25 protein-coding genes, 2 tRNA genes and 3 pseudogenes are annotated in these 26,406 nt (G+C 62.8%); 18 read left to right on the top strand and 12 right to left on the bottom strand.

Annotated elements, in window-relative coordinates:
• Window positions 1–66 precede the first annotated feature (66 nt).
• The 3 genes from ACZ1HA_RS09375 (at window position 67) to ACZ1HA_RS09365 (ending at window position 1,276) form a co-directional block, all read left to right on the top strand.
• Complete coding sequence (locus tag ACZ1HA_RS09375) at window positions 67–564, top strand: Lrp/AsnC family transcriptional regulator (RefSeq protein ID WP_375230782.1); 498 nt, start codon at window positions 67–69, stop codon at window positions 562–564.
• A gap of 31 nt (window positions 565–595) precedes the next feature.
• The gene (locus tag ACZ1HA_RS09370) at window positions 596–1,150 is read left to right on the top strand and encodes a tetratricopeptide repeat protein (protein ID WP_472713650.1); all 555 of its coding nucleotides are present in this window, start codon (window positions 596–598) and stop codon (window positions 1,148–1,150) included.
• 40 nt (window positions 1,151–1,190) lie between these two features.
• Window positions 1,191–1,276: transfer RNA gene (locus ACZ1HA_RS09365), tRNA-Leu, on the top strand.
• Between the two features lie 177 nt (window positions 1,277–1,453).
• Here ACZ1HA_RS09365 and metG read toward each other — a convergent pair.
• The 4 genes from metG to ACZ1HA_RS09345 all read right to left on the bottom strand — a co-directional run bounded on the left by metG (window position 1,454) and on the right by ACZ1HA_RS09345 (window position 5,769).
• Window positions 1,454–3,172, bottom strand: a complete 1,719-nt coding sequence (gene metG / locus ACZ1HA_RS09360) for a methionine--tRNA ligase (protein WP_472713649.1) — start codon at window positions 3,170–3,172, stop codon at window positions 1,454–1,456.
• A 64-nt stretch (window positions 3,173–3,236) separates the two neighbouring features.
• Window positions 3,237–4,493, bottom strand: coding sequence for an MFS transporter (locus tag ACZ1HA_RS09355; RefSeq protein WP_472713648.1), 1,257 nt, complete (start codon window positions 4,491–4,493; stop codon window positions 3,237–3,239).
• 67 nt (window positions 4,494–4,560) lie between these two features.
• Window positions 4,561–5,154 (bottom strand): YceI family protein, encoded by a 594-nt coding sequence (locus ACZ1HA_RS09350; RefSeq protein ID WP_472713647.1) that lies wholly within the window; start codon window positions 5,152–5,154, stop codon window positions 4,561–4,563.
• A 60-nt stretch (window positions 5,155–5,214) separates the two neighbouring features.
• On the bottom strand, window positions 5,215–5,769 hold the full coding sequence (locus tag ACZ1HA_RS09345) for an ImuA family protein (RefSeq protein WP_472713646.1): 555 nt from the start codon (window positions 5,767–5,769) through the stop codon (window positions 5,215–5,217).
• A 208-nt stretch (window positions 5,770–5,977) separates the two neighbouring features.
• Here ACZ1HA_RS09345 and ACZ1HA_RS09340 point away from each other — a divergent pair.
• Window positions 5,978–7,022: pseudogene (locus tag ACZ1HA_RS09340) on the top strand (aldo/keto reductase).
• Here the strand turns inward: ACZ1HA_RS09340 and ACZ1HA_RS09335 are convergent.
• Window positions 7,016–7,975 carry a GlxA family transcriptional regulator gene (locus tag ACZ1HA_RS09335; protein ID WP_472713645.1) on the bottom strand — a complete coding sequence of 320 codons (960 nt, stop codon included), beginning with the start codon at window positions 7,973–7,975 and terminating at the stop codon, window positions 7,016–7,018. The pseudogene ACZ1HA_RS09340 and the gene ACZ1HA_RS09335 overlap by 7 nt on opposite strands.
• 74 nt (window positions 7,976–8,049) lie before the next feature.
• Here ACZ1HA_RS09335 and bcoG point away from each other — a divergent pair, with 74 nt between their 5' ends.
• Genes bcoG through ACZ1HA_RS09310 form a run of 5 tightly spaced genes read left to right on the top strand, consistent with a single transcriptional unit; the run spans window position 8,050 to window position 12,723 of the window.
• Window positions 8,050–8,964 carry a 3-dehydrocarnitine:acetyl-CoA trimethylamine transferase BcoG gene (bcoG, locus tag ACZ1HA_RS09330; RefSeq protein ID WP_375230790.1) on the top strand — a complete coding sequence of 305 codons (915 nt, stop codon included), beginning with the start codon at window positions 8,050–8,052 and terminating at the stop codon, window positions 8,962–8,964.
• Entirely contained in the window at window positions 8,961–9,548 is a 588-nt protein-coding gene (locus tag ACZ1HA_RS09325; protein WP_472713644.1) for a lipocalin family protein, read from the top strand. The genes bcoG and ACZ1HA_RS09325 overlap by 4 nt, the downstream gene beginning before the upstream one ends.
• Window positions 9,545–11,020, top strand: a complete 1,476-nt coding sequence (locus ACZ1HA_RS09320) for a carnitine 3-dehydrogenase (protein WP_472713643.1) — start codon at window positions 9,545–9,547, stop codon at window positions 11,018–11,020. Before ACZ1HA_RS09325 ends, ACZ1HA_RS09320 begins: the two co-directional genes overlap by 4 nt.
• A complete protein-coding gene (locus tag ACZ1HA_RS09315) occupies window positions 11,017–11,763 on the top strand; it encodes an SDR family oxidoreductase (RefSeq protein WP_472713642.1) in 747 nt (248 codons plus the stop codon). Before ACZ1HA_RS09320 ends, ACZ1HA_RS09315 begins: the two co-directional genes overlap by 4 nt.
• Before the next feature lie 42 nt (window positions 11,764–11,805).
• Window positions 11,806–12,723, top strand: a complete 918-nt coding sequence (locus ACZ1HA_RS09310; protein WP_472713641.1) for an EamA family transporter — start codon at window positions 11,806–11,808, stop codon at window positions 12,721–12,723.
• A gap of 4 nt (window positions 12,724–12,727) precedes the next feature.
• Here ACZ1HA_RS09310 and ACZ1HA_RS09305 read toward each other — a convergent pair.
• A pseudogene (locus tag ACZ1HA_RS09305) lies at window positions 12,728–13,434 on the bottom strand (NUDIX hydrolase).
• A 31-nt stretch (window positions 13,435–13,465) separates the two neighbouring features.
• Window positions 13,466–13,897 carry a DUF983 domain-containing protein gene (locus ACZ1HA_RS09300; protein ID WP_375230795.1) on the bottom strand — a complete coding sequence of 144 codons (432 nt, stop codon included), beginning with the start codon at window positions 13,895–13,897 and terminating at the stop codon, window positions 13,466–13,468.
• Window positions 13,898–14,086: 189 nt separating this feature from the next.
• Here ACZ1HA_RS09300 and ACZ1HA_RS09295 point away from each other — a divergent pair, with 189 nt between their 5' ends.
• The 4 genes from ACZ1HA_RS09295 (at window position 14,087) to ACZ1HA_RS09280 (ending at window position 16,047) form a co-directional block, all read left to right on the top strand.
• Window positions 14,087–14,545 carry an EF-hand domain-containing protein gene (locus ACZ1HA_RS09295; RefSeq protein WP_472713640.1) on the top strand — a complete coding sequence of 153 codons (459 nt, stop codon included), beginning with the start codon at window positions 14,087–14,089 and terminating at the stop codon, window positions 14,543–14,545.
• Between the two features lie 67 nt (window positions 14,546–14,612).
• Window positions 14,613–15,200, top strand: a complete 588-nt coding sequence (locus tag ACZ1HA_RS09290; RefSeq protein ID WP_472715309.1) for an RNA polymerase sigma factor — start codon at window positions 14,613–14,615, stop codon at window positions 15,198–15,200.
• Window positions 15,193–15,555 carry a hypothetical protein gene (locus ACZ1HA_RS09285; RefSeq protein ID WP_472713639.1) on the top strand — a complete coding sequence of 121 codons (363 nt, stop codon included), beginning with the start codon at window positions 15,193–15,195 and terminating at the stop codon, window positions 15,553–15,555. The genes ACZ1HA_RS09290 and ACZ1HA_RS09285 overlap by 8 nt, the downstream gene beginning before the upstream one ends.
• Before the next feature lie 3 nt (window positions 15,556–15,558).
• Window positions 15,559–16,047: a periplasmic heavy metal sensor gene (locus ACZ1HA_RS09280; RefSeq protein WP_472713638.1), complete on the top strand. Its 489-nt coding sequence runs from the start codon at window positions 15,559–15,561 to the stop codon at window positions 16,045–16,047.
• Between the two features lie 9 nt (window positions 16,048–16,056).
• Here ACZ1HA_RS09280 and ACZ1HA_RS09275 read toward each other — a convergent pair whose 3' ends face one another.
• Window positions 16,057–17,460 (bottom strand): diguanylate cyclase, encoded by a 1,404-nt coding sequence (locus tag ACZ1HA_RS09275; RefSeq protein WP_472713637.1) that lies wholly within the window; start codon window positions 17,458–17,460, stop codon window positions 16,057–16,059.
• Between the two features lie 98 nt (window positions 17,461–17,558).
• Here ACZ1HA_RS09275 and ACZ1HA_RS09270 point away from each other — a divergent pair, with 98 nt between their 5' ends.
• The 5 genes from ACZ1HA_RS09270 (at window position 17,559) to ACZ1HA_RS09250 (ending at window position 21,925) form a co-directional block, all read left to right on the top strand.
• Window positions 17,559–17,843, top strand: a complete 285-nt coding sequence (locus ACZ1HA_RS09270) for a DUF3572 domain-containing protein (protein WP_472713636.1) — start codon at window positions 17,559–17,561, stop codon at window positions 17,841–17,843.
• A complete protein-coding gene (locus ACZ1HA_RS09265; RefSeq protein ID WP_472713635.1) occupies window positions 17,840–18,535 on the top strand; it encodes an HAD family hydrolase in 696 nt (231 codons plus the stop codon). The genes ACZ1HA_RS09270 and ACZ1HA_RS09265 overlap by 4 nt, the downstream gene beginning before the upstream one ends.
• Before the next feature lie 111 nt (window positions 18,536–18,646).
• The gene (locus ACZ1HA_RS09260) at window positions 18,647–20,209 is read left to right on the top strand and encodes a trimethylamine methyltransferase family protein (protein WP_472713634.1); all 1,563 of its coding nucleotides are present in this window, start codon (window positions 18,647–18,649) and stop codon (window positions 20,207–20,209) included.
• Between the two features lie 85 nt (window positions 20,210–20,294).
• On the top strand, window positions 20,295–20,882 hold the full coding sequence (locus ACZ1HA_RS09255) for a heme NO-binding domain-containing protein (RefSeq protein ID WP_472713633.1): 588 nt from the start codon (window positions 20,295–20,297) through the stop codon (window positions 20,880–20,882).
• Window positions 20,879–21,925, top strand: a complete 1,047-nt coding sequence (locus tag ACZ1HA_RS09250) for a GGDEF domain-containing protein (RefSeq protein ID WP_472713632.1) — start codon at window positions 20,879–20,881, stop codon at window positions 21,923–21,925. The genes ACZ1HA_RS09255 and ACZ1HA_RS09250 overlap by 4 nt, the downstream gene beginning before the upstream one ends.
• Window positions 21,926–22,055: 130 nt before the next feature.
• Here the strand turns inward: ACZ1HA_RS09250 and ACZ1HA_RS09245 are convergent.
• The 4 genes and pseudogenes from ACZ1HA_RS09245 to ACZ1HA_RS09230 form a co-directional block, all read right to left on the bottom strand.
• Window positions 22,056–22,130: transfer RNA gene (locus ACZ1HA_RS09245), tRNA-Glu, on the bottom strand.
• Between the two features lie 91 nt (window positions 22,131–22,221).
• Window positions 22,222–23,962: pseudogene (gene recJ / locus ACZ1HA_RS09240) on the bottom strand (single-stranded-DNA-specific exonuclease RecJ).
• Window positions 23,963–24,007: 45 nt separating this feature from the next.
• Entirely contained in the window at window positions 24,008–24,967 is a 960-nt protein-coding gene (gene glpX / locus ACZ1HA_RS09235) for a class II fructose-bisphosphatase (protein WP_375230806.1), read from the bottom strand.
• Window positions 24,968–25,038: 71 nt separating this feature from the next.
• Window positions 25,039–26,325, bottom strand: coding sequence for a homoserine dehydrogenase (locus ACZ1HA_RS09230; protein WP_472713631.1), 1,287 nt, complete (start codon window positions 26,323–26,325; stop codon window positions 25,039–25,041).
• Between the last annotated feature and the right edge of the window lie 81 nt (window positions 26,326–26,406).

Below are 26,406 nucleotides of genomic sequence, written 5' to 3'. Positions count from 1 at the left end.
TTCTCTAGTATAGCCGGTTATCTCCGGCCATAATGACTGAATATCGATACTTCGGAAGGAAAGACTGTGAAGTTAGCGGGTAAAAACGAGAAAACTGATAAGGTAGCGCTTGATCGCTTCGACCGGTCGATTCTGACAGTTCTGGCAGAGGACGGGCGGATCAGCATCACGGATCTTGCCCGCCGCATCGGTCTGTCCAAATCGCCGACCCAGGCGCGTCTGAGACGCCTTGAAGAGGCCGGCGTCATTATCGGTTACCGCGCGCTGCTTGATCCGATCCAGCTCGGGCTTGATCACGTCGCCTTTGTCGAGGTGCGCCTGAGCGATACGCGCGAAACGGCACTTTCGGCCTTCAATCAGGCCGTTGCACGCGTGCCGGAGATCGAACAGGCACATATGATTGCAGGCAGCTTTGACTATCTGCTCAAGGTGCGCACGCGTGATATGTCGTCTTACCGTCGTTTTCTGGGGGACACGATTTCCGGCCTGCCGCATGTTGCCAACACATCGACCTATGTGGCGATGGAGGCCGTGAAGGAAACGATGCTGTCTGACACGACTTGACGCAGCGCCGGACCGCCCCAGGATATTCACCATGAAAACACTCGTGACTGTATTGTGCCTGACGGCCGGGGGCGCCATGGCCTCCTGTCCCGCGCCTCAGGACATCACCGCTGAAATGCAGGCGCTTTTCGAAGACGCCCGCAATGCAAAAAACGATGCCGAGGGGCAGGCCGCCGCTGCGCGGATGTGGCAGGTCTGGCTGCGCGCGCCCGATGAGACGGCGCAGGAGGTGCTGGACCGTGGCATGCGGTTCCGCTCTGGGTTTGATTTTGTCGGGGCGATCAAAGAGTTCGACCGGCTTGCCGAATACTGCCCGCTCTATGCCGAAGGGTTCAATCAGCGCGCATTCGTGCATTTTCTACGCGAGGACTATGAAAAGGCGCTGACCGATCTCGATCTGGCGCTGGCGCTGTCGCCGGATCATGTAGGCGCACGGTCCGGAAAGGCGCTGACCCTGATGAACATGGGGCGCACCGAAGAGGCCCGTGCAGAACTGCTGCTGGCGCTTGAGAACAACCCCTGGCTTTCCGAGCGCTTTCTGCTGAACGAAGGCGGGCCGCTGGCAGTGCCCGGAAAGGACATCTGACCGTTTACACCCGGGATGCTGGCGCTATGGTGCGACGCAGGCCCGCGTGGTGGAATGGTAGACACAGGAGACTTAAAATCTCCAGGCAGAAATGCCGTGCCGGTTCGAGCCCGGCCGCGGGTACCACAGACGTTTCGTCAGAAACGTGCTTCTTTTGACTTTGGCTCCGGGCGGCAGTCGTTCCGCAGGAATGACGAGAGCGAACACTGTCCTGATTTGTCCCGCCCCGATGTATCAGGCCTTACGATTCTTTTTGCAGGACCATGCAGTACAGGCCGCCGCGTCTGCGGCGATGCCGCCGGATCAGCTGCGCACACCTGCGAAACGAGTGCTCCATTCCTCTGCCTGATCGTCCGTGATCTTGGCAAAGAGCACTTCGGGCACATCAAAATCATGACCGGGCGCCAGCTCCTGAAGAAATGCGCCAACGTCGCCGGGCCATTTACTGTCAGAGGCATTCAGCGCAGTCAGAATTTTGTCCGATGCGGTGGGCACGAAGGGCGACGACAGAACGGCAAAAAGCCGCGCCAGATTCAGCCCCAGCCGGGTCTGTGCCGCCGCTGTGTCGGGGTCGGTTTTGAACACGGTCCAGGGTGCAACGGACTGCAGGTATTCGTTGCCGCGCGCCCAGATGGCCCGCAGTTCGGTTGCGGATTTGCGCACTTCCATCTGCTCCATGGCGGTCTCGTACCGCGCGAGCATATCTGTCAGATCGCTGATCAGCGCTTCCTCAACCGGACCAAAGCTGCCGCCATCGGGCACAGCTTCGCCGAACTTCGACCGGCAGAATTTGGTGATGCGGCTGACAAAATTGCCCAGCACATCCGCCAGGTCCTTGTTGACCGACTGCTGGAAATTTTCCCATGTAAACTCTGAATCGCTGCTTTCGGGCGCGTGGCTCAGCAGCCACCAGCGCCAGTAGTCCGCCGGCAGAATGTCGAGCGCCTGGTCCATGAAGATCCCGCGTCCCTGCGATGTCGAGAACTGGCCGCCATCATAGTTCAGATAGTTGAACGATTTCAGGTGATCGACCATTTTCCACGGCTCGCCCGATCCGATCAGCGTGGCGGGGAAGCTCAGCGTGTGGAAGGGCACGTTGTCCTTGCCCATGAACTGGGTATAGCGCACGTCATCTGCGCCCTTGTCCGTACGCCACCAGCGTTCCCAGTCCGCGTCGCTCAGCCCGTTGGCCTCAGCCCATTCACCCGCACAGGCGATGTATTCGATGGGGGCGTCGAACCAGACGTAGAACACCTTGCCCTCCATCCCCGGCCAGTCCGCGTCGCCGCGGCGCACCGGAATGCCCCAGTTGAGGTCACGGGTGATGCCCCGGTCGCGCAGGCCGTCCCCGTCATGCAGCCATTTTTTGGCGATGGATGTGGTCAGCACGGGCCAGTCCGTTTTGCTGTCGATCCAGGCGTCAAGCTGGTCCTTCATCTGCGACTGACGCAGGTAAAGGTGTTTTGTTTCGCGCACTTCGAGGTCGGTTGATCCTGAAACCGCAGAGCGCGGCTTGATCAGATCGGTGGGGTCGAGCTGTTTGGTGCAGTTCTCACACTGGTCGCCGCGCGCTTTGTCATATCCGCAGTTGGGGCAGGTGCCTTCGATATAGCGGTCCGGCAGAAACCGTCCGTCTGCGTTGGAATAGACCTGTTTCTCGCTGACCTCGCTGATGTGGCCGGCCTCTGCCAGACGACCGGCGAAATGCTGGGTCAGCGCGTGGTTCTGTGGGCTGGACGAACGGCCAAAATGATCAAAGGACAGACCAAACCCGTCTGCAATTTGGGATTGTACGCCATGCATCTCGGCGCAGTATTCTGCAACCGGCTTGCCCGCCTTGGCGGCGGCCAGTTCGGCGGGCGTGCCGTGCTCGTCCGTGGCGCAGAGAAACAGCACTTCGTGCCCCCGGGCGCGCAGGTAGCGCGCATAAAGGTCCGCAGGCAGCTGACTGCCCACGAGATTGCCGAGGTGTTTGATCCCGTTGATGTAGGGAATAGCGGATGTGATCAGGTGGCGTGCCATGGGGCTGTCCCGTACTTCTGGAGCGTTGCGCCCCGTCTACCTCAGCTTTTCGCGGAGGACCACGCTATTTCTGATCTGCGGGCGGATCGGCGGGATTGCTGTTGCCTGTCCGGAAGCGGCTGGTCAGGCGACCGATGATAAAGGAGGTGCGCGGCACATAGGTGTAGCGCGTTCTGTCTGCCGGGGCGGGGCGCGCCCGCATCCGGGCGAGACCAAAGACAACCAGCAGAATGTGCCCCAGTGCGATCATCACAAAGAGGGCCGCCGGTCCGAAGGCGTCGATCAGCAGCGAGGCGAACCACGGCGCCGCAATGGCACCCATGGCATACCAGAACATCAGCGCTGCAGAGAGTTCCACACGTTCACTGTCGTCTGCAAAGTCATGGGCGTGGGCGGCGGCCACCGAATAGATCGGAAAAGTGGTCAGCCCGAAGAGCCCCGCAGTCAGCATGATGCCCGTGGTGCCCAGACCGGCCGAAAAGATCGTGATCGCAGAGCTGCCGACAGCGGCAATGGAGAGCCAGACAAGTACGTAGCGGCGGTCATATTTATCCGCAAGCCAGCCCATCGGGTACTGGGCCAGTGCCCCGCCCAGCACGAAGGCCGACAGGAACCAGGCGATCTGCGGCGTGCTGAGCCCGACTTCCTCACCGTAAAGCGGGCCGACCATGCGGAAGGATGCGCTCGACAGGGCAGCCACCAGCACTGCCGCGGCCGCCAGCGGGGAGCGGTGATAGGCAAGGCCGGGGCGCAGGCGGGGAGAGGACGGCGTTTCGGGCTGCGGTACGCGCGTCAGGGTCAGTGGCAGCAGAGCCGCGCAGCAGACAATGGCCAGCAGGTTGTAAGAGACGTAGGACGCGGGTTCCAGAACGCTGATCACCATCTGCGCGGCGAAGGAACCGGTCATGTCAACGACGCGGTAGACGCCCATGGTCCGGCCGCGCGTCGCATTGGTGACCTTGGCCTGCAGCCAGGCCTCGACCACGGTGTAGCAGCCCGCAACGCAAAGTCCTGAGGCCACGCGCATGACGGCCCAAGCGATGGGATCGACCACAACCATATGGCTCATCAGCCCGATGGCACCGGCGGCTGTGAACGCGGCAAAAGCGCGTGAATGGCCAACCCCGCCCATCAGGCGGGGCGCCCACCAGCATCCTATGAAAAAGCCCAGGAAATGCGCGGAGCCGAGCAGGCCGATTTCCTGACGTGTGAAACCGAGCGTGATACCGGAGAGCGCATCAAGCGGGCCAACGCCGCCCGACGACAGCTGCAGCAGAATGACAGAGAGAAAGAGGGCGGCAAAGGAAATCAGCAGGCGCATAACACGGGCACCATCTGCCTGTTTTGCACGTTAACCTTGTGGTTATTCGACAAAATCCGTGTCGTTTTTATGCGCGGGCCCGGATTTCGGCGTGAATGTCGATACGCACCTCATCGGCGACCAGATCCGGGTATCCGGTGGCGCCCCAGGTGTTCCGGCTGAGGGAGCCTGTCAGATCGACGTAAAGCTCCGAAAGATCGTCAGGGGCAGAGCCTGCAGGCCGGCTCAGGGTGGCATCAAGGCTCAGAGGCGCCGTGACTCCGCGCAGTGTCAGATCCCCCTCGATCCGGGCGCCTTCGGAAATGCGCCCCTGTGCGCCAAGACGGATGCGGGTGGAGGTAAAAGAGACGATGGGATGTGTGCCGGCATCCAGCACAGATGCGCTCAGAAGGGCCTGGGTGACAAGCGCGAACCCGGTGCGGGCGCGGCGGATGTCGGCGGTGACCTTTGCCGAGGACCGCGCGAGGTTGGCCAGATCCACGCGGATATCAGCGGTGCTTACGGGCACGCGGCCGTTCTGGGCGGTGCCGTTCACGAGAAAGGTGAAGGTGACCGAAGACTGCTCCTGCAGCAGATCATAGGGTTGTGGCGCGCTCCGGGCCGCTGTGGCCCAGGCCGCGAGGGCCCCCGCAATTGTTGCGCGGCGTGTCAGTTTTATCATGGGGCAGGCCCCCCTTTCGCTGATCACATGGTAGCATGAAGAGGGGAGCGTCCAGTGGTGTCACGCCGTTTTGATGCAGAGCGCCCTGTCTGTGTTGTTGCGGGCGATCTGCCAGCTGCGCCGAGGGGCGGTGCGCGCCCGTAACCGCTCCAGCCGCCAGCCCTCCGGGCCTGCCGCATGATCCGGCGCCAGATGCCAGCGCGTCTCAACCCCGGCGGCACCGCCGTTGCCGGGGGTCAGCAGCAGCCCGGTGGGGGCATGCTGGCCCTCTGCGGCACCGGTCTCGGCTGCCAGATGCATCCGGCGCACCTGGGTCAGCCCCGGCAGGCCGGGCAGGTCTGCCACGGCAAGTGCGACCGCCCCGGCGCGCAGCACTTCTTCCATGGTCCAGAGCACATCCTCCGCCCGGCGGGGCCGCACAAAGATCAGGCGGGCAGGGTCAATCCAGTCCCGCAGCCCGTCCGCGTTCAGCTGGTCCTGCGCCCAGGCCGGGCTGATCCAGATCACCGGCCCGGTGGTGCGCGCCGCCAGCCAGACCGCCATCGTGCGGCGGGCGGTGCCACAGGCCTCGTGCACACGCGCCTTTGCCAGCTGCAGATCGGGCGCATTCCCCATCAGTGGCAGGCTGGCAGTCGGGCGGGCGGGGCGACGGGCGAGAAGAGGGTGGGCAACAGGCATGGGGCCAGTATATATGTTCTTTTTTTGTTCTCAATACTTCTTTTCCCTCCCCGGAACAGTGCCGCTGGCCGGGTCATGCAAAAACCGGGTTGCCCGCAGGGCTGCGCGCATTACAGTCGCGCCCGGAAAGACAAGGAACATAACGATGAAGATGAACGAGCTGGGCCGCACAGGCATTTCTGTTTCCGAATTCTGCACTGGGATCCATGACCTGGGGATCGCAGAACTCGGCTGAGGAAGGCCACGAACAGATCGACCGTGCGCTGGATGCCGGCATAAATTTCATCGACACCGCTGAGATGTATCCGGTCAATCCGATCAAAGCGGAAACGATCGGCCGGACCGAACGCATCATCGGCCTGTGGTTTGAAAAAACCGAGCGGCGCGAGGATGTCATTCTGGCGACCAAACATTCGGGCGAGGGCATGGCCGCCGTCCGCGATGGCGCACCGATCTCGTCGCAGACCATCCCGGAGACCATCGAGGGATCGCTGCGGCGGCTGAAGACGGATTACATTGACCTTTATCAGTTCCACTGGCCCAACCGGGGCAGCTATATGTTCCGCAAGAACTGGACGTATGACCCGTCGGGGCAGCTGCTTCTGGATACCGTCTCCCACATGGAAGACGCGTTGGAAGCACTTGAAAAAGAAGTGAAACGCGGCACCATCCGGTCCTTTGGTCTCAGCAATGAAAGCGCCTGGGGCACCACCCGCTGGATCGATATTGCCGAGCGCAACGGCTGGCCCCGGGTGGCCTCTGTGCAGAACGAATATTCGCTGCTCTGCCGGCTTTACGACACGGATATGGCCGAAATGAGCATCCAGGAAGATGTCTCTCTGCTGGCCTTCTCGCCGCTCGCAACCGGCCTTCTGACAGGCAAATACCAGGATGGTCAGGTACCTGATGGCTCCCGCATGTCCCTGAGCCCGGAGCTGGGCGGTCGCCGCACCGACCGTGCGTTTGAGGCTGTGGCCGCCTACAGGGCGGTCGCTGACAAACACGGTCTTGACCTGACGCAGATGTCGCTGGCCTGGTGCCGGACCCGTCCGTTCATGGGCTCCATCATCTTTGGCGCGACAACGATGGAGCAGCTGGAAACCTGCCTCGGTGCGGTGGATATGACCCTCAGCGATGAGGTGCTGCAGGACATCGACGCGGCACACCGCCAGCACCCGATGCCTTACTGAGCACGTCTGAAGCTCGTTCTGTAGCTGCTGGCGCTCTGACCGGCCCAGGCCGCAAAGGCGCGCGCAAAGGCTGATTGCGAGGAAAACCCGGTGGCCAGAGCGATGTCCTGGACAGGCGTTTCCGTATCGCGCAGCAGGCGTTCCGCCTCGCCAAGCCGCAGCGACAGATAGTGCGCCTGCGGCGTTGTGCCCAGATCCCTGCGGAACCGCATCTGAAGCGCGCGGGGGCTGATGCCGATCGCGCGCGCGATGTCAGGCAGGCGCATCGGGTCTTCGGTCCGCGCCTCCATCAGGGCGTGCACTCTGACCGTTACCTGTGAGGCACCCGCGGGCAGGCCCTTGCGCCGTTGCGGCCGTGCCGGCTGCACCGGCGGCTCATAGATAAAGCTGCCGGCCACCTGTGCCGCGAGATCAGCGCCATGTTCGGCACCGATCAGATGCAGCATCATTTCAATGGCCGGCGCGGCCCCGCCGCTTGTCAGCACAGCGCCATCCGCCACGAACCGGGCGTTTTCAACTGTGATCTCGGGGAACCGACGGGCAAATGGCTCCAGATCCTCCCAGTGTGTCGTGGCCCGGTGTCCGTCCAAAAGACCCGCGCGGGCCAGCATCCGGGGGCCGCCGTCGATGCCTGCAACCCAGCGCGCGCCACCCGCCAGCCGCCGCAGCGCAGCCCCCAGAGCGGGCGTTGCTTGCGGCTCCAGCGCAAACCCGGCCACCACGATCAGCAGGTCGACAGGATCCGCACCGGCAACAGGCCGCTCCGGGATCGCCAGACCACTGGTCAGCACCACATCAGCAGGGCCGGGCGTCAGGAAATGCCAGCGGTAAAGCATGCGCCCTGCCTGACGGTTCGCTGCCCGCAGAGGATCCGCCGCCGCAGCGAGCGAAAGTGTGTTGCTGTCTTCGAGGACGACGATGCCGACCCGGGCGATTTCTGCGGAATACGTCAATTCAGGTTCGCATTTTGTGAAGTGATGAGTGCTCTTTTGCGGCATCGTCACCCGTGGAGCAAGGGAGAATTCAGATGCCGCTGACCATGAACAAAGATGTGTTTATCACCTGTGCTGTGACCGGGTCGGGCGGCACGCAGGACCGCAGCCCGCATGTGCCGCGTTCACCTAAAGAAATTGCTGACAGTGCGGTCGCCGCCGCCAAAGCCGGTGCGGCAATCGTGCACTGCCACGTACGCGACCCCGAGACCGGCGCGCCCAGCAGAAATATTGAGTATTATCGGGAGGTTACCGACCGGGTGCGCGACGCGGATGTCGATGTGGTGCTCAATCTTACGGCGGGTATGGGCGGTGACATGGTGTTCGGAAATCCCGAACAGCCCCTGCCGCTGCAGGAGGCGGGCACAGATATGATCGGGGCCACGGCGCGTGTGGCGCATGTGGCTGAATGCCTGCCGGAAATCTGCACCCTCGACTGCGGGACGATGAATTTTGCGGAAGCGGATTACGTGATGACGAACACGCCCGGCATGCTGACGGCGATGGGGCGGATGATGACGGAATTGGGCGTGAAGCCGGAGATCGAGGCCTTTGACACCGGGCATTTGTGGTATGCAAAACAACTGGTTAAGGACGGCGTGCTGGATGCGCCAGCACTTGTTCAGCTTTGCATGGGGGTCCCCTGGGGCGCGCCGGATGATCTGAATACCTTCATGGCGATGGTGAACAATGTGCCGGACGACTGGACCTTTTCTGCCTTTGCGCTGGGACGCAATCAGATGGCCTATGTCGCGGCGGCGGTTCTGGCCGGGGGCAATGTGCGCGTCGGGCTGGAAGACAACCTGTGGCTGGAAAAGGGCGTTCTGGCGGAGAACTGGCAGCTGGTGGAACGGGCGGGAACGATCATCGAAAACATGGGCGCGCGTGTCATTGGTGCGGCCGAGGTCCGCGAAAAACTCGGGCTCACAAAACGGGCGCCCCGCTCATGAAAATCAGCGTCGGTGAGCCTGTCGGTATCACGTCGGTAATACGTCGGTATAACGTCGGTGCGCAGCGCGCGGTGTCTTTGGGCGCGCTTTACCTTTGCGCGGCACTGCTGGCGGGCTGCGCCCCGGTGCCCGCGCCCGAGTTTCGCGATACGGGCGTGCCCATAACGGCAACCACACGCTTTACCCCGGCGGCGTTTTCCGGCCGCTGGCATGTGATCGAAGCCTATCCCAGCGCGGTTTTCCCGGGGTGTGCCGGCCAGACCTGGGAGGCGGCAACGGCGCAGGCACCCGAACGGCTGACGGTGCGCTGTGGTGCGGATACCGCGCTGGACGTGCCGCTGGAGGTTAATCCGCGCGGGGTGCTGCGGGCGGGCAGTTCCGATCTGGACACAGCAGAGCGCGCCCTGTGGGTCATGTGGATGGACGAAGACGCGCGCACGGCGACCGTCGGCACACCTGGCGGCGAGATGGGCTGGATCCTGAACCGCACGCCGGATCTGCGCGGCGACAGGCTGGCTGCGGCGCGCGAGATTATGGAATTCAACGGATACAATCTGGCGGCACTGCCGCGGGGGGAACAATGACGAAAACGGCTGCAATCATCGGCGGGGGTGTGATCGGCGGCGGCTGGGCCGCGCGCTTTCTGCTGAACGGCTGGGATGTGCGGGTATCGGATCCGGACCCGGAAGCGGAGCGCAAAATCGCCGCCGTGCTGGACAATGCCCGCCGGTCCTATCCGGGGCTGAGCGATGCGGCATTGCCGGCAGAAGGGACGCTGACCTTCTGCGACAGCATTGAGGATGCGGTCGAAGGTGTGGACTGGGTGCAGGAGAGCGTGCCTGAACGGCTGCAGATCAAACTGGATGTTTACGGACGCATCCAGGCCGTGACCGGTGGCGACGTGATCATCGGGTCCTCGACATCCGGGTTCAAACCATCCGAACTCGCAGAGGGCGCGGCACACCCTGGTGCGATCATGGTCTGCCACCCGTTCAATCCGGTCTACCTGCTGCCCCTGGTGGAGCTGGTGCCGTCCGAAGCTGCGGGTGCTGATCTGATCGGGCGGGCAAAAGAGGTGCTCACCGGTCTGGGCATGTACCCTCTGCACATTCGCAAGGAAATCGACGCCCATGTGGCCGACCGTTTTCTGGAGGCGGTCTGGCGCGAGGCGCTCTGGCTGGTGCGCGACGGCGTTGCCACAACCGAAGAGATCGACAATGCGATCCGCTATGGTTTCGGTATCCGCTGGGCGCAGATGGGTCTGTTTGAAACCTACCGGGTGGCGGGGGGCGAGGCGGGGATGCGCCATTTCATGGCACAATTCGGCCCGGCGCTGAAATGGCCCTGGACGCGCCTGATGGATGTGCCGGAGTTTACCGATGAGCTGGTGGACCTGATCGCGGATCAGTCGGACGCGCAATCGGGGCATCACAGCATCCGGGATCTGGAGCGCATCCGCGACAATAACCTTGTGGCGATGATGCGCGCGCTCAAGGCGCAGGACCAGGGGGCGGGGGCGCTGCTGAACGCCCATGAGGAACAGTTGCGCGCGGGCACTGTCCTGGCGGCGCGGGCGGAGGATATTGAGGATGCGGCCCAGCCGGTGGTGACCATTCACCGCGCCGTGCCGCTGGACTGGACGGATTACAACGGGCACATGAACGAGGCCCGGTATCTGGATGCTTTTGGCATGGCCACGGACCGCTTCATGGAGCTGATCGGATGCGATGCGGCCTATATTGAGGCGGGCGGCAGCTATTTCACCGCCGAAACCCATATCCGCCATATCGACGAGGTGCACGCGGGCGCCGTGATCACGGTCAGGACGCGCGTGCTGGCGGGGGGCGGCAAGAAAATGCACCTCTGGCACGAAATGTCTGAGGGTGAGCGGCTGCTGGCCACCGGGGAACACTTCCTGCTGCACGTTGATCTCGCGACGCGGCGGTCGGCACCGGCGGGGCCAGCGGTGGATGCCGCCTTGCGCCGGTTTGCCGATGCACAGGCAGGTCTGCCGCTGCCCGAGGGGGCCGGGGCGTCCATCAGGTCGCCGGGATGAAACAGGTCCTGATCACCGCAGGCGCCTCGGGCATCGGGCGCGCCATGGGCGAGGCCTTTGAGGCCGCGGGATATGCCGTGGCGGTCACGGATGTGGATGCGGCGGCACTGGCCGCGTGCCCTGATAGCTGGGCCTGCTATGAGGCCGATGTCACCGATGAGGCCGCGATGCGGGAGGTGATCGCCCCCATGGGTGCGCTGGACGTCGTCTGTGCCAATGCAGGTATCGCGGGGCCAACAAACCTGGTTGAAGAAACGGATATAACACAATGGAAAAATTGTGTTTCTGTCAACCTTGAGGGTGCTTTTCTGACCTGCAAACATGCCATTCCGGCGATGAAGAATGCTGGGCGTGGTGCTATTGTTCTGACGTCCTCGACCGCTGGTCTTTACGGGTATCCTAACCGCGCGCCCTATGCGGCGGCGAAATGGGGGATCATCGGGTTCATGAAAACACTGGCGATGGAACTGGGCCCGTTCGGGGCGCGCGCCAATGCGATCTGCCCCGGTGCGGTGGAAGGCGAGCGGATGGAAGGGGTCCTGGCGCGTGAGGCCGCCGCCAAAGGCATGACGCGGGACGAGGTGTACAATGGCTACGCCCAGGGCACGTCGATGCGCCGTTTCGTCGAGGCGCAGGACATCGCCGATATGGCGGTATTTCTGGGCTCGGAGGCGGCGCGCAGCGTCACGGGCCAGGTGATTGCCGTGGACGGCCACACGGAAAACCCGGACCCGCGTCTCTGACAGGCACTGGCAACTGCCGCCGATTTCGGTCATGACCGGCGCATGACGACAGAATTTGCCAGTCTCTGGGTGATTGCAGCCATCGCTGCCGCCGGATTTCAGACCCTGCGGTTTATGCTGCAGAAAGTTCTGTCGACGGCGGTTCTGAGCCCGGCGGGTGCCACGTTTTCGCGGTTTCTCTACTCCGCCCCGGTGATTGCCGTTCTGACCGCGGCCTATCTGTTTGTGACAGGCCAGGCCTTGCCCGCGCTGTCGTCCGCGTTCTGGGGCTTTGTTTTTGCCGGTGGGCTGGCACAGATCACAGCAACGATTTTCGTCGTCACGCTTTTTAAGTCCCGCAGTTTCGCGGTGGGGGTCACCCTGATGAAAACCGAGGTGATCCTGTCGGTCATCGTCGGGCTGATCCTGCTGGGAGAAGGGGTGAGCGCTGTGGCTTTTGCGGCAATTGCGCTCGGGCTCGTCGGTGTTCTGCTGCTGTCGACACCGCCGCAGGTCAAAGGGCTGGGCATGGCGGAGATGTTCAACCGTGGGGTGGCGCTGGGGCTGGGATCGGGCATTCTTTTTGCTGTGTCTGCTGTGTCTTACCGGGGCGCGTCGCTGGAGCTGGATGCTGCGGACCCGGTGCTGCGGGCCGCCGTCACGCTGGCGGCTGTGACGGGATCTCAGATGCTGGGTATGGCGGCCTGGCTCTGGCTGCGGGACCGGCCACAACTGGGCGCGGTCTGGGACGCGCGCCGCGTGGCGGTGTGGGTCGGGATCATGTCCATGGGCGGATCATTCGGCTGGTTTCTGGCCTTCACCCTGCAGACGGCGGCCTATGTCAAAGCGGTGGGACAGGTGGAGCTGATCTTCAGCCTGATGGCGTCGGTGCTCTTCTTCGGAGAGCGCAGCACAATGCGCGAGTTGTCCGGGATGGCGGTGCTCGTCGCGTCAATCCTGCTGCTGGTTCTGGTGATCTGAGGGGTCAGTCCTGCATGGGATGGCCGCGCAGGCGCAGGAACAGGCTTTCTTCATCGTTATTTTTGAAAAACGGAACGGAGGCGGGAGGGCGCCGGTCCGTTACACGGGCTTCGATCTCTGCCAGCACGACCTCGGTGATGAAGGGCATGTCGAACCGGCGGGCATCGGCCAGCGGTACCCATTGCAGGTGTGACAGCTCATCGGAGGCGGACGAAAAGTCATCCACGTCTCCGGCGACCGCATCTGCATCCGCCAGAAAGAATCGCGCATCAAACCGGCGAGGACGTCCGGGTGGGGTCAGGGCACGGAACACGAATTGCAGTCCGGAGGCGTCAGGCAGATATCCGGTGTTGTGAAAGCTGTGCCAGTCGTGCGGTGGTGTGCCCGGCCATGGCTCCCGACGGCCCAGCACCAGACCGGTTTCCTCCCAAAGCTCGCGGATAGCGGCGACGGCCAGAGCATGGCGGATGTCGTGGCCACTGTCCTCGAGCAGCCTCTTGAAACACCCCCCGGGCAGGGGGCTGCCAGCGGGATGGTGGCATCGGCAGCATCCACCGCACCGCCCGGAAAGACGAACTTGTTGGGCATAAAGACGGCTTTTGCGCCGCGCTGACCCATCAGAATCCGGGGCGTCGTGTCGCGGTCGCGCAACAGAATAACGGTGGAGGCGTCACGTACTGCGGTTTTGTCGGTGGTGTCGCGCGGTGTCATGGATCCGGTCCCTCCCGCAGGGCAGACAGGATCAGGCGGTATGCCCAGATCCACCCAGACCCCGTGCCCACTGGTAGCCGACAATGGCTCCCTTCAGTCTGGGCAGAAGGTAGAGCGAAAGCGCCACACAGCCAACGGCAAAGACGGTGAAGAGCACCAGCGGGTCCGGACGGTACCAGACAAAGACCAGATGCAGCAGCGGCGCCATCAGGTGCCCGACAAACAGGATCGTCAGATAGGCGGGGCCGTCATCTGCGCGGTGATGGTGCAGCTCTTCGCGGCAGACCGGGCAGGTGTCATATACCTTGAGATAGGATTTCAGCAGCGGACCATTGCCACAATGCGGGCATTTGCGCCGCCACCCCCGCAAAATGGAGGTTTTCGTACTGCGTTCGGGGGCCTTTGCGGCACTTGTGTCCGGCGCGCGTGTAAGATCGTCCTGCGGGGAAACCGACTCGTTCATAACTTTAATCCTGCGAAGATACCGCTACTTGCGCCTTTACCGCCGGGATTAAAAGATGGCGTCCGGTCGCTGCGGCGGGATGTCGCGAATGAAAAAAGTATTTTTCTGCGACGGAAACCGGAACCTGCTCCGTTCAATGTACTGTCCGACCCGAAAACGGGCGGCGGAAAACAATTGAGGAGAAGACCTGTGAAACACACTGCAATCATCGCCCTTATCCTGGCTGGCGCTGTATCCCTGACAACCGGTGTTGCTATGGCGCGCGACGGTGCGGACCGTGAGCCTGTGACCTTTGAAATGCTCGACACCGATGGCGACGGCAGCATCACCCGTGCCGAGATGGACGCGCAGCGGACCCAGCGCATGGCGCAGGCTGACACGGACGGAGATGGCTTTCTGACCGCAGAGGAACTGTCCCAGCGGGCGGCCGAACGGATGAAAGACCGCTCCGCGCGTATGATCGAGCGTCTGGATACGGACAACGACGGGCGTCTGTCGATGGAAGAACTCTCGGGCTCTGAGCGCGCGGACAAACGGTTTGCCCGGGTCGACGCGGATGGCGACGGCGCGATTTCCAAAGAGGAATTCGAGGAAGTCAAAGCCCGGTTCAAGGGCAAGCGTCACGGTGGCAAACGCGGCGAAAACTGAAGACGACGGACGGGAGTGCGCGGGAGCTGCTTGAATGCGGCTCCCGGGGCTTCTAACCCTTTCGGGAATGAATATGCCGCGCGACACACTTTCTGACGGCTCAGATGACGCTCTGCTGCTGCTTTTCGCGCGGGGCGACGGGGATGCTGCGCGGGTGCTGACCGGGCGGCTTCTGCCGCGGGTTTACCATCAGGCGCGGCGCATGCTGGGCGATCAGAGCGAGGCTGAGGACGTGGCACAGGAGGCGATGATGCGTCTTTGGCGGATCGCCCCGGACTGGCAGCAGGGTGGGGCGAAGGTCACGACCTGGCTGTACCGGGTGACCGCCAATCTGTGCACCGACAGGCTGCGCAGGCGGCGCGGATCCGCGCTGGACGATATTCACGAGCCGTCCGATCCGGCACCGGGGATGGAACAACGGTTGCAGAGACGCGCGCGGGCGGATGCCCTGCAGCAGGCGCTTGACGATCTGCCCGACCGCCAGCGGCAGGCCGTGGTTCTGAGACACCTTGAAGGGTTGGGCAATCCGGAGATTGCTGAGATTATGGAGATCAGCACCGAAGCGGTAGAAAGCCTCACAGCGCGGGGAAAGCGGGCGCTGGCGGCGGCACTGGCGGGGCGCAAAGATGAACTGGGGATGACAGAAGATGACTGACCGGCAGAAAATGACCGAAGACCTTGATGCCATTCTCGCGCAGGCTGCGTCGGAGCGGGATGATTTGCCGGCAGGGCTGGCCGCGCGGGTGCTGGGCGATGCAGACCGGGTTCTGTCTGAACAGGTGCTGCGTCCGGTGCGCCGTCCGGCGACGGGTGCGTTCCGGTGGCTGCCGGGCGGCTGGCAGGGGCTTGGCGGGCTGGTTGCAGCGACCTGTGCCGGGTTCTGGATCGGGATCAGCCCGCCCGACATGCTGCCGGATACGGGGGCGGTCCTGCTGGGTTATGAGGTTTCGGATACGGTAAGTTTCGATGATGGTGCGGCTGGTTTCGGCTGGGATGCAGAAGAGGGTTAAGAGATGACGGATGAAACCAGACAGGAACCTCCGAAGCGTTCCGGCCGGTGGCTGAAACTGGCGCTTTTTGCATCGCTGGCCATCAATCTGGCCGTCGTGGGGCTGGTGGCCGGCGCCTTCCTGCGGGGCGGTCCGGACCGGCCGGGCGGGCCGGGTGCGGAGAATTACGCGCGGCCTTATATGTCTGCGTTGCCAAAAGAGCAGCGTCGCGAGATGTTCCGTGGCGTGAGAGAGGATGCCAGGGGTAAAGTCCCCGACCGGCGTGCCCGCCGGGCGCTTTACGGCGATGTTCTGACTGCTCTGCGTGCGGAGCCGTTTGACCCGGTGGCTCTGAAGGCGGCAGCGCAGCGGCAGGCAGAGGCGGGTGTGACCCTGTTGCAGGCGACACAGACAGCATGGATCGATGTGGTGGCAGGTATGTCTGCAGAGGAACGCGCGGCCTACGCGCAGCGCGTCGAGGACGCCCTGAAACGGGGCCCGCGCAAAAAGTAACGCAGGCCCTCAGGCAGCGGGGCGGGCGAGGTTGATCTGGTTGCGTCCCTGGATCTTGGCCTCGTAGAGCGCCTTGTCTGCGGCATCGAGCAGATCATTTGCGTTCTTGTCCGATTCGATCATCCGTTTGCCCTGCAGGCCGCCGATGGTCACACCGATGGACACGGTGACCGTGATGGGATCAGATGATCCCGGCACCTTGAACCCCGTCCCGCCGATTTTGCGGCACAGCCTGCGTGCCGCGGCGCGCGCTTCGCTGAGCGGGGTTGCGGGCATGACGATCAGGAATTCCTCACCACCGATGCGGGCAACGAGATCGACGCCCCGGAGGTTTTCGCGCAGGCGCCGTGCGGCTTCGACCAGCACGGCGTCACCGGAGGCATGACCGTAAAGGTCATTGATGCGCTTGAAGTGATCGAGGTCAGCCACCATGACGGCGAAACTGCGCCCGGTTGCGGCAGAATGCTCTGCGACACGCGCCAGATGCGGCATTGCATAACGGCGGTTGTGCAGACCTGTCAGCGGATCAGAAACGGCAGCCTTGAGGCCGGTGCGCACGGTCGCGCGCAGCTGATCCGCCACGCGTTTGCGGCGCATCATCGCCTTGATCCGCAGCACCATTTCCTTTCTGTCGAAGCCGTCGGTCATCAGATCGTCAGCGCCGAGATCCAGCGCATAGGCGCCAAGGCCCGGGTCGGGGCGTGGTTGCAGAACGAGGATGCCCGCATGGCGCGTAATTGCCGTTGCGCGGATCGCCGCCAGCAGCCGCAGAACTTCGCCGCTATGCGTGTCCTCGTCATCGAGCACAAGCACGAAGATGTCCGGCACGCGGCCTGGCGTGAGATCGCGCAAGGCGGTTTCCGGAGCGGAATAGGACAGTTTGATCCGCAGCGATGGATTGAGCACTTCGATCAGCGCTCCGGTCTCTCCGCTGTCGGTGCCGACGACAATGGCCTGTCCGGGAGGGCCGAAATCGACCACATCCTCTGCAAAGCCAAGCGCGCGGGACGTATCATCCCGCATCTGCCATTCGGCGGCAGTGTTGTGGGCACGGATCAGGCTGCGGACGCGGGCCAGCAGAAGTGTGTCATCGATAGGTTTCAGCATGACGTCCTGAACGCCGGCTTCCAGCGCGCGCAGGCGGGTGTCCGCGTTCGGGCGGCACCCGATCACCATCATGGGGATCGCGCGCGTCTGCGGGTTCTGCTGCAGCTTGGTGCAGAGCTGTGCCGAGTCGCAGTCCGGCAGTGTCATGGCTGAGATAATCAGATCGGGGTTGTGCCGCAGCGCTGCGACACAGGCTTCGTCTGCTGTAGAGGCTTGAATAACCTCGTAAAAAGCAGACGCGAGTTTGACTTTCAGGACGATGCGGTTGGTCGAGATAGCATCAACAATTAGGATTTTACCCTGCACGCGCTCAGTCATCCTTGTACTGGTAACTTCTGGAATTCGACAATGCCGTCATATTAGTTAACAAAGGGTTTCCAACATCATTAAAAGGATTTCTATCCATGGGCTATACGCGGGAAACAGCCGAAACGCTGGCCTTGCAGATACTGACGTGGCTGGCCGGCAACGATGAGCTTCTGCCGGTGTTTCTGGGCTCGACCGGCGCTTCCGAAGATGACCTGCGGGCAGGCGCCCGGGATCCGGCGTTTCTGGGCTCTGTTCTGGATTTCGTGATGATGGATGATGCCTGGGTTGTCGCGGCATGTGACGCGTCCGCTCTTGCCTATGACAGTCTGATGCAGGCCCGTATGGCACTGCCGGGTGGTGAGCAGGTGAACTGGACATGACGGCTGTTCAGGGCGTTATCTTCGACAAGGACGGCACATTGTTCGATTTCGCGCGGACCTGGGAGGCCTGGGCGCTGGCCTTTCTGCGCCGGGTCGCGGGCTCCGATCAGGATGTACGCGCGCTGGGGGAGCGCATCGGCTTTGATACCAGTGCTGCGCGGTTTGAGCCGGACAGTATCGTGATTGCCGGAACGCCTGCTGAGGTTGCGGATGCGCTTGCACCTGGTCTGCCGGGAATGTCGCGGACGCGGATGCTGGATATCCTGAATGAAGAGGCCGCGCGTGCGCCGCAGGCCGAAGTCGTGCCGCTCGTGCCCTATCTCAGAGACCTGCAGGCGAAGGGTCTCAGGCTGGGCGTTGCCACCAATGACGCCGAAGCCCCGGCGCGTGCCCATCTGCACAATGCGGGGGCCCTTGATCTTTTTGACTTTGTTGCCGGTTCAGACAGCGGACATGGCGGCAAGCCCGCCCCAGGTCAGCTGCTGGCATTCTGCGAGGCGGTAGCGCTTGATCCCGCATCCGTCCTGATGGTCGGGGACAGCACGCATGATCTTTTTGCGGGTCGTGCAGCGGGCATGCGCACCGCGGCCGTTCTGACCGGTCTTGCGACTGCTCAGACCCTGCAACCGCATGCGACCGTCGTGGTGGATCACATCGGCCATCTGCCGGACTGGATCGCGGCACAGAGCTGAAACAGACCGTCTGTCTGCTGAAAACGACTGATTTGGTCGCGATTGGAACGGCTGCCTGCTGCCGCCTCTGGCCTTCTGTTCACGAGGACCGGCAACAGAAAGGCGTTCAGCATGGCAGATGCTCCGACAAAAAGGCGCGGCAGAACCGGCGGGCGGGCAGGGGCGGCCAGCCGCCGCGGATCGGCCGTTATCGAACAGATGCCCTGGAAGCCGCCGGTCAACACGGACAAACCGGTGGAGCCATTGTCCCCCGAAGGTGTCGAGGCCATCCACGATGGCGCCATGCGCATTCTCGAAGAGATCGGCGTCGAGTTCCTGAACCCCGAAGCGGTGGAGATCCTGCGCCGTGCCGGCGCCGATGTGACCGGCGAAAATGTGCGCATGGGCCGGGATTTCGTCATGGAATGGGTGGCCAGAGCGCCGTCTGAATTCACGCTGACACCGCGCAATCCGGACCGGCAGATCACCGTTGGCGGCAACAACCTGCTCTTTGGCAATGTGTCCTCGCCGCCGAACTACTGGGACATGACGCTCGGCACAAAGGTGCCGGGCACGCGCGAAATGTGCGCGAACCTGCTGAAGCTGACGCAGTATTTCAACTGTATCCACTTTGCCGGCGGCTATCCGGTTGAGCCCGTGGACATCCATGCCAGCGTACGGCATCTGGATGTGCTCTTTGACAAGCTGACACTGACCGACAAGGTCATGCATGCCTACAGTCTGGGCAAAGAGCGCGTCGAGGATGTGATGGAAATGGTCCGTATCGCAAGCGGCCTTTCACATGAGGAATTCGACGCAAGCCCCCGGATGTACACGAATATTAACTCTACATCACCGCTGAAGCATGACTATCCCATGCTCGATGGCTGGATGCGTCTGGCGCGGCGGGGCCAGGGCCTGGTTGTCACGCCCTTCACGCTTGCGGGTGCGATGGCACCTGTCACCATGGCGGGGGCGGTGGCGCAGTCTCTGGCAGAGGGGCTCTGTGCCATCGTGCTGGCCCAGATCATCCGGCCCGGCTGCCCCTGTGCGATCGGGACCTTTACGTCGAATGTTGATATGAAATCCGGCGCGCCTGCCTTCGGGACCCCGGAATACATGCGGGCGACGCAGATGACGGGGCAGCTGGCGCGGTATTATGGTCTGCCGATGCGGTCATCAGGCGTCTGTGCCGCCAATGTGCCAGACGGGCAGGCGATGTGGGAGACCTCCAACAGTCTGTGGGCCGCAGTCCAATCCGGTACGAACATGGTCTATCATGCGGCCGGCTGGCTGGAGGGCGGGCTGATCGCGAGCCCCGAGAAGTTCATCATGGACTGCGAAATTCTGCAGCAGATTCAGCGGTATATGGATCCGGCGATTGTGGCGACGGGGCCAGACGAAATTGCGCTGGACGCGATTAAGTCTGTTGGTAACGCCGGACACTTCTTTGGCATTCAGCATACCCAGGATCGCTACACCACCGCATTTTACCAGCCCTTCCTGAGCGACTGGAAGAACTACGAGGGCTGGGAGGCCGCGGGCGCTGTCTGGACGCCGGAACGCGCCCACGCGATGTTCCGGGAGATCATCGGCAGCTTTGAGGCACCGCCGATGGATATCGCGATCCGCGAGGAGCTGCGCGACTTTGTGGACCGCAGAAAAGCCGAAGGCGGCGCACCGACGGATTTCTGAGCCGATATGGTTACAATTGAACCCGTTCGGTGAATGTTAACGGGTTTGACGCATTGTGCCCCGAGTATGAGAGTGAGAGGTCTCCATGCACGGGCTTGTTAACCGCGCGATCCAGCGCTTTGTGACTGACTGCTACGGGGAAGCCCAGTGGCTGGCAGCCGCTGAGCGGGCAGACATTGGTCTGACGTCGTTTGAGGCCATGCTGACCTATGAGGATGAGCTGACGGAGCAGGTCCTGACCGCTGTCAGTGATGTCCTGGACAGACCCTATGAAGAGCTGCTGGAAGACATAGGCACCTATCTTGTGTCGCATCCGAACGTCGAGGCGTTGCGGAGACTGCTGCGGTTCTCAGGCGTTGATTTTACGGATTTTCTTCATTCTCTTGATGATCTGCCGGACCGGGCACGGCTTGCCGTTTCAGATCTCGAACTGCCGCGCATTGAGCTGAAACAGCACGGCGCCGGGTTTTACCGCCTGAACGTTCAGAGCCGGATACCGGGAGCCGGTCATCTGTTTACCGGTGTGCTGCGTGCGATGGCTGATGATTATGGGGCACTGGTTTTTTTGGAGCATCAGGGAAACGAGAACGGTGCCGAAGTGGTTGCCGTCTCCCTTCTGGAGACGGAGTTCGCCGAAGGCCGTGGGTTTGAACTGGGCGCGAGGACCGGATGACGGAAAAGGCTGCATTCGGCGACCTGCTGAACGTACTGTGCCCGATGCATCTGATCCTTGATGCGGAAGGTACAATCGTCAGCGCCGGTCCCACCATTCAGAAACTGTTCCCGGATGCGCCGCTGACGGGAAGGGTGTTTCTTGACGTGTTCGGGATACGCCGGCCGAGGCAGATATCTGACTTCCGCGATCTGGCTGCCATGTCCGGCAGCCGTTTGCACGTTCTGTATCAGTCAGATCCTCCACGGGAGCTGAAAGGCATACTGGTGCCGGGACCATGTGAGGGGCAGGTGACGCTCAATCTGTCGTTCGGTATCTCGGTCGTAGAGGCGGTTCAGGAATATGAACTGACCGCGCGGGATTTCGCAGCGACCGACCTGACCGTTGAAATGCTGTACCTCGTTGAGGCCAAATCAGCCGCGATGGAAGCGTCGCGCCAGCTCAACAAGCGCCTGCAGAGCGCACGGGAAGAGGCCGAAGAGCAGGCCGCGACGGATGTTCTGACAGGGCTCAAAAACCGTCGGGCCATGGACATCGATCTCGCGCGGGCTCTTGCGGTTCGGGAGGATGTGGCGCTGATGCATATCGACCTTGATTATTTCAAGGACGTGAATGACACGCTGGGTCACGCGGCAGGTGACCATGTGCTCGAGGAAGTCTCGCGTGTCATGCGGGAGGAAACCCGCAGCACGGACACGATCGCCCGCGTGGGGGGGATGAATTTGTTGTCCTCATGCGGCAGGTCCGTGATGATCTGGTCCCGGTGCACGTGGCCGGACGCATCATCGAAAAACTCATGGTCCCCATCATGTTCGAAGGCCAGCCCTGCCGCGTCTCGGCGAGCATCGGCACGGTCCTGTCGTCAGAATATACCAAACCAACCGCAGACCAGATGCTGCGCGATGCCGATGAAGCCCTCTACCATTCCAAGCGCGAAGGCCGGGGGCGGCACACGTTGTTTTCAGAGCTGGCCGCACTGGCAGAACTGGAAGCCGGTAACGGTGCAGGCTGAGCGCGCGGCGCTCATCGCGTCTGCGGGCTGATGTCCCTCCCGGAAGCGCCGCGCCGGAAAGGGGGTGCGAAACCCCGCCACACAACACCAAGTGCAGGAAGCGCTTTGCACACAGAACCACAGGTTCTGAAACAGCGCTTAATTTCTCATGTGAAGGAAAGTGGCAGCCCGTAGGGGAATCGAACCCCTCTTTCCAGGTTGAAAACCTGGCGTCCTAACCGATAGACGAACGGGCCACTCTGTGTGAGCGGTTGATTAGGCAATCCGGCGGGGCTGCGCAAGCGGAAATTTCATCCCCGGCAAAGAAACTTTGCGCAGAACAGATCTTCAGGCGCGGGCAGCATCATCAAGGCGGAGCTGCACAGATTGCTTGCCGCGCCAGGTATTCACATCAAGCTTTCCGGCCAGGTGAAAACGCGCACCGCCATGGGCTTCGAGTGCCGCGCCAAGCGGCCCGTCAAACGCCCCGAATGCGATGCCATCCATGACCGGGCCCGTGCCGTCCCCGAAGCTGATTTTGAGGTGTGTTTCGCCCACCCGGCGGGCAAACCGGATTTCCATATCCGAAAAGGCAAAGCGGGGTGCGGGCGCGCCTGCTCCGTAGGGGCCGGCTGCTTCAAGCTGTTCGGTCAGATCAACCGTTGCAGCACCAGGCATGAGAAGCCCGTCGAGGCGCAGGTCCGAAGGACCGGCAAGATGCGCGCCCTGTTTTTCAAGAAGCTCACACAGCCTCTCCATCGCTGCCTCAAGGTTTTCCTCTGCAACAGTCAGGCCCGCGGCCATTTTGTGCCCGCCCCCTTTCTGCAGAAGACCCTCGCGCGCGAGACGCTGAATGGGCTGGCCCAGATCGATCCCTGATACCGATCTGCCGGACCCTTTGCCGATGCCGTCTTCCAGCCCGATGACAATGCTCGGGCGGTTCGCATATTCTTTGAGGCGAGAGGCGACAATGCCCACAACGCCGGGGTGCCATCCCGGTCCGGCCGCCCAGACCAGCCCACGGTCCAGCCCGCGCGCCTCGGCCTGATCAATGGCGGCGGCCCGTACTGACGCTTCGATCTCGCGCCGTTCGGTGTTCAGACCGTCGAGCCGCTCAGCAAGTGCGGCGGCTTCATGCGTGTCCGTTGTGGCCAGCAGCACTGGCGCCCAGATCAGCGGCGCCGATGCGCCCGCCGGCGTTGACCCGCGGCCCCAGCAGATAACCCAGATGGTATGCGCCGGGTTTTGTATCCATACGCGCCACGTCAGCCAGAGCGGCGAGCCCCGGTCTTTCGCGCCGGGCCATGACACGCAGGCCCTGCCGGACAAAGGCGCGGTTGACGCCGGTGAGGGGGGCCACATCCGCAACGGTCGCCAGCGCCACCAGATCCAGCATGTCCATCAGGTCAGGGCCCCGGGTGCCGCGTTCGCGCAGCTGACGGCCAAGTTCGACCAGCATCAGAAAGACAACTGCGGCAGCGCACAGGTGGGCCAGATCACCGGATTCGTCCTGGCGGTTCGGGTTCACTACGGCCAGCGCTTCGGGCAGCGTTTCGCCGCCCAGGTGGTGATCCAGAATGACAACATCAGCGCCGGCGGCGGCTTTGACCGGCCCGTGAGACAGGGTCCCGCAGTCGACGCAGACGATCAGGTCGTGGGTGGCCGCCAACTGCGACATTGCCGCGTCGTTGGGTCCGTAGCCTTCGTCGATCCGGTCGGGCACATAGAGCGTCGCAGTCTGCCCCATGCCCCGCAGCCAGGTCAGCAGCAGTGCCGCAGAACTGCCACCATCGACATCGTAGTCCGCAAAAACGGCGATTTTTTCGCGCCGGTCCACTGCCGTCAGAAAACGGGTCGCTGCGGTTTCCATATCGCGCAGGCTGCGCGGGTCAGGCAGCAGATCGCGCAGCGCGGGTGCCAGAAAGGCATCTGCCTCTTCAGATGACACACCACGGCGCGCAAGGATCTGACATAAAGGGCCGGGCAGGCCGGTCTGCTGGGTCAGGGCCTCTGCCGCACGTGCCTGATCGGGCAGGGGACCAACCCACCGTCTGCCGGTCAGCGAGGTTTCAACATTCAGAAAACTCACAGGCCCCCTGGCCCTCATGGCAGGACACGCGCGGTCTGAGTGCGCTCAGACCGGTGTCCGGTAGTTGATGCGCCGGACCGAACCGGTTTTGGACCGCATGATCAGCGTTTCGGTGGTGAACCAGCCCGGCTCGCGGCGCACGCCGGGCAGGATGTTTCCGCCGGTCACGCCGGTTGCGGCAAAGATCACATCTTCGGTGACCATTTCATCGCGGGTGTAAATGCGGTTGAGGTCGGTCACACCGGCCTTGGCCGCGCGGCCCTTTTCGTCGTCGTTGCGGAAGAGCAGGCGGGCATACATCTGGCCGCCCATGCATTTCAGTGCCGCTGCCGCCAGCACGCCCTCGGGGGCGCCGCCCGCACCCATGTACATATCGATGCCCGTGGAGGGGTCCGCGCAGTGCATCACGCCCGCAACGTCTCCGTCTGTGATCAGCCGGATCGAGGCCCCGGTGGCCCGGACTTCCGCGATCATCTCTTCGTGGCGCGGGCGTTCCAGAATGCAGACGGTGATATCAGAAGCCGCACAGCCTTTGGCCGCTGCGAGCGCTGTGACGCGTTCGCCCGGGCTCATTTCCAGCGTCACAACATCCGCGTCATACCCCGGGCCGATCGCCAGCTTGTCCATGTAGACATCCGGCGCGTGCAGCATGGACCCGCGCGGCCCCATCGCAATCACGGTCAGCGCGTTGGGCATGTCCTTGGCCGTCAGGGTCGTGCCTTCGAGCGGGTCGAGCGCGATGTCGACGCCGGGCCCGTTGCCAGTGCCGACTTCCTCGCCGATATAGAGCATCGGTGCCTCGTCGCGCTCACCTTCGCCGATTACGACGACGCCGGCGATGTCCAGCATGTTCAGCTGTTCGCGCATGGCATTGACCGCAGCCTGGTCGGCCGCTTTCTCGTCTCCCTGGCCAACAAGGCGGGCAGACGCCAGCGCCGCAGCTTCGGAAACGCGGGCAAGACCGAGCGACAGCATACGGTCCTGGAATTCGGCGTGGGCGGGCATGAAGTCTTCCTTTGATCTGTTGTCAGCCTGAATTCTGTTTAGCGGGCAGGGCGTTCCGGCACAACTGTGCCTCAGACCGCCTCAATGCGGAGAGCGACCGGTGCACTGGCAACGACACCTGTGCCCGCCATGGCGGTCAGCGCCTGCTGCAGGGCGTCCGCACTGGTGCGGTGTGTGACGATCAGCACGGGTGCGGAAGCATCTTCGTGACCGTACTGGCGCATCCTGTCGATGGACACACCGGCTTCGCCCAGCACGGCGGCAACCCGGGCCAGTGCGCCGGGTTTGTCCTCGAGCGACATACGCAGGTAATAGGGGGCGGGCAGTTCGGAGCTGGCCGGGATCGCCTGGGCAAGGCGGTTTGCCGGAATGCCGAACACCGGTCCGCTCACGCCGCGCGCCACATCGCAGACATCGGCCATCACGGCACTGGCCGTGGGGCCTTCACCGGCACCGGGGCCGCGCAGAACGATCTGGCCCACGGCGTCGCCTTCCAGCACCACCATGTTGGTGCCGCCGTCCAGTTGTCCGAGCGGGGAGGTGTCCGGCACAAGGCAGGGCTGCATCCGCTGCTCAAGCCCGCGACCGGTCTTTTGTGCAACACCCAGCAGTTTGATTTTATAGCCCATGTCGGCGGCGGCATGGATGTCATCAATGCTGACCCGTTCGATGCCTTCCAGCGCGATGCCGTCGAAGTTCACCTGTGTGCCAAAGGCCAGTGACGACAGAATGGCCAGCTTGTGTGCGGCATCAATACCGCCCACGTCGAGCTGCGGGTCTGCTTCGAGATAGCCGAGGCCATCGGCCTCAGCAAAGACCTCCTCATAGCTCAGACCGGCGGATTCCATGCGGGTCAGAATATAGTTACACGACCCGTTCATCACGCCCATCACGCGCGTCACATCATTGCCTGCCAGCCCTTCGGTCAGCGATTTGATGACGGGAATGCCGCCTGCCACTGCCGCTTCATAGCGCAGCGCGCGACCCGCATTTTCCGCACGCATCGCCAGCGCCTGACCGTGGATGGCCAGCAGCGCCTTGTTGGCTGTCACGACGTCCTTGCCTGCATCGAGTGCCGCCTCAACGGCCTCTTTGGCTTTGCCCTCATGTCCGCCAATCAGTTCGACAAAAACGTCGACATCATCGCGGACCGCCAGGGCTGCGGCATCATTTTCCCAGGCATATCCGCTCAGCGAGATGCCACGATCCTTGTTTGCGTCGCGTGCGGATACGGCCGAGATTGAAATCTCACGCCCCGTGCGTGCGGCAAGCAATGCGCTGTGCTGGCGGATAATCCGCACGACACCGATCCCGACGGTGCCCAGACCTGCGATTCCAAGGCGAAGGGGCTGCGACATTCAATTTTCCTCTGGCAATAGCGATGCAGTGCTTTTCCAGAGGCGATGTAGCGGGTTCGGTCAGGCCACGCAACGGGCCTT

Source organism: Roseobacter sp. S87 (assembly GCF_055693285.1).
Note: the sequence above shows the minus strand (reverse complement) of the source record. Positions and strands in the feature narration are given on the sequence as shown.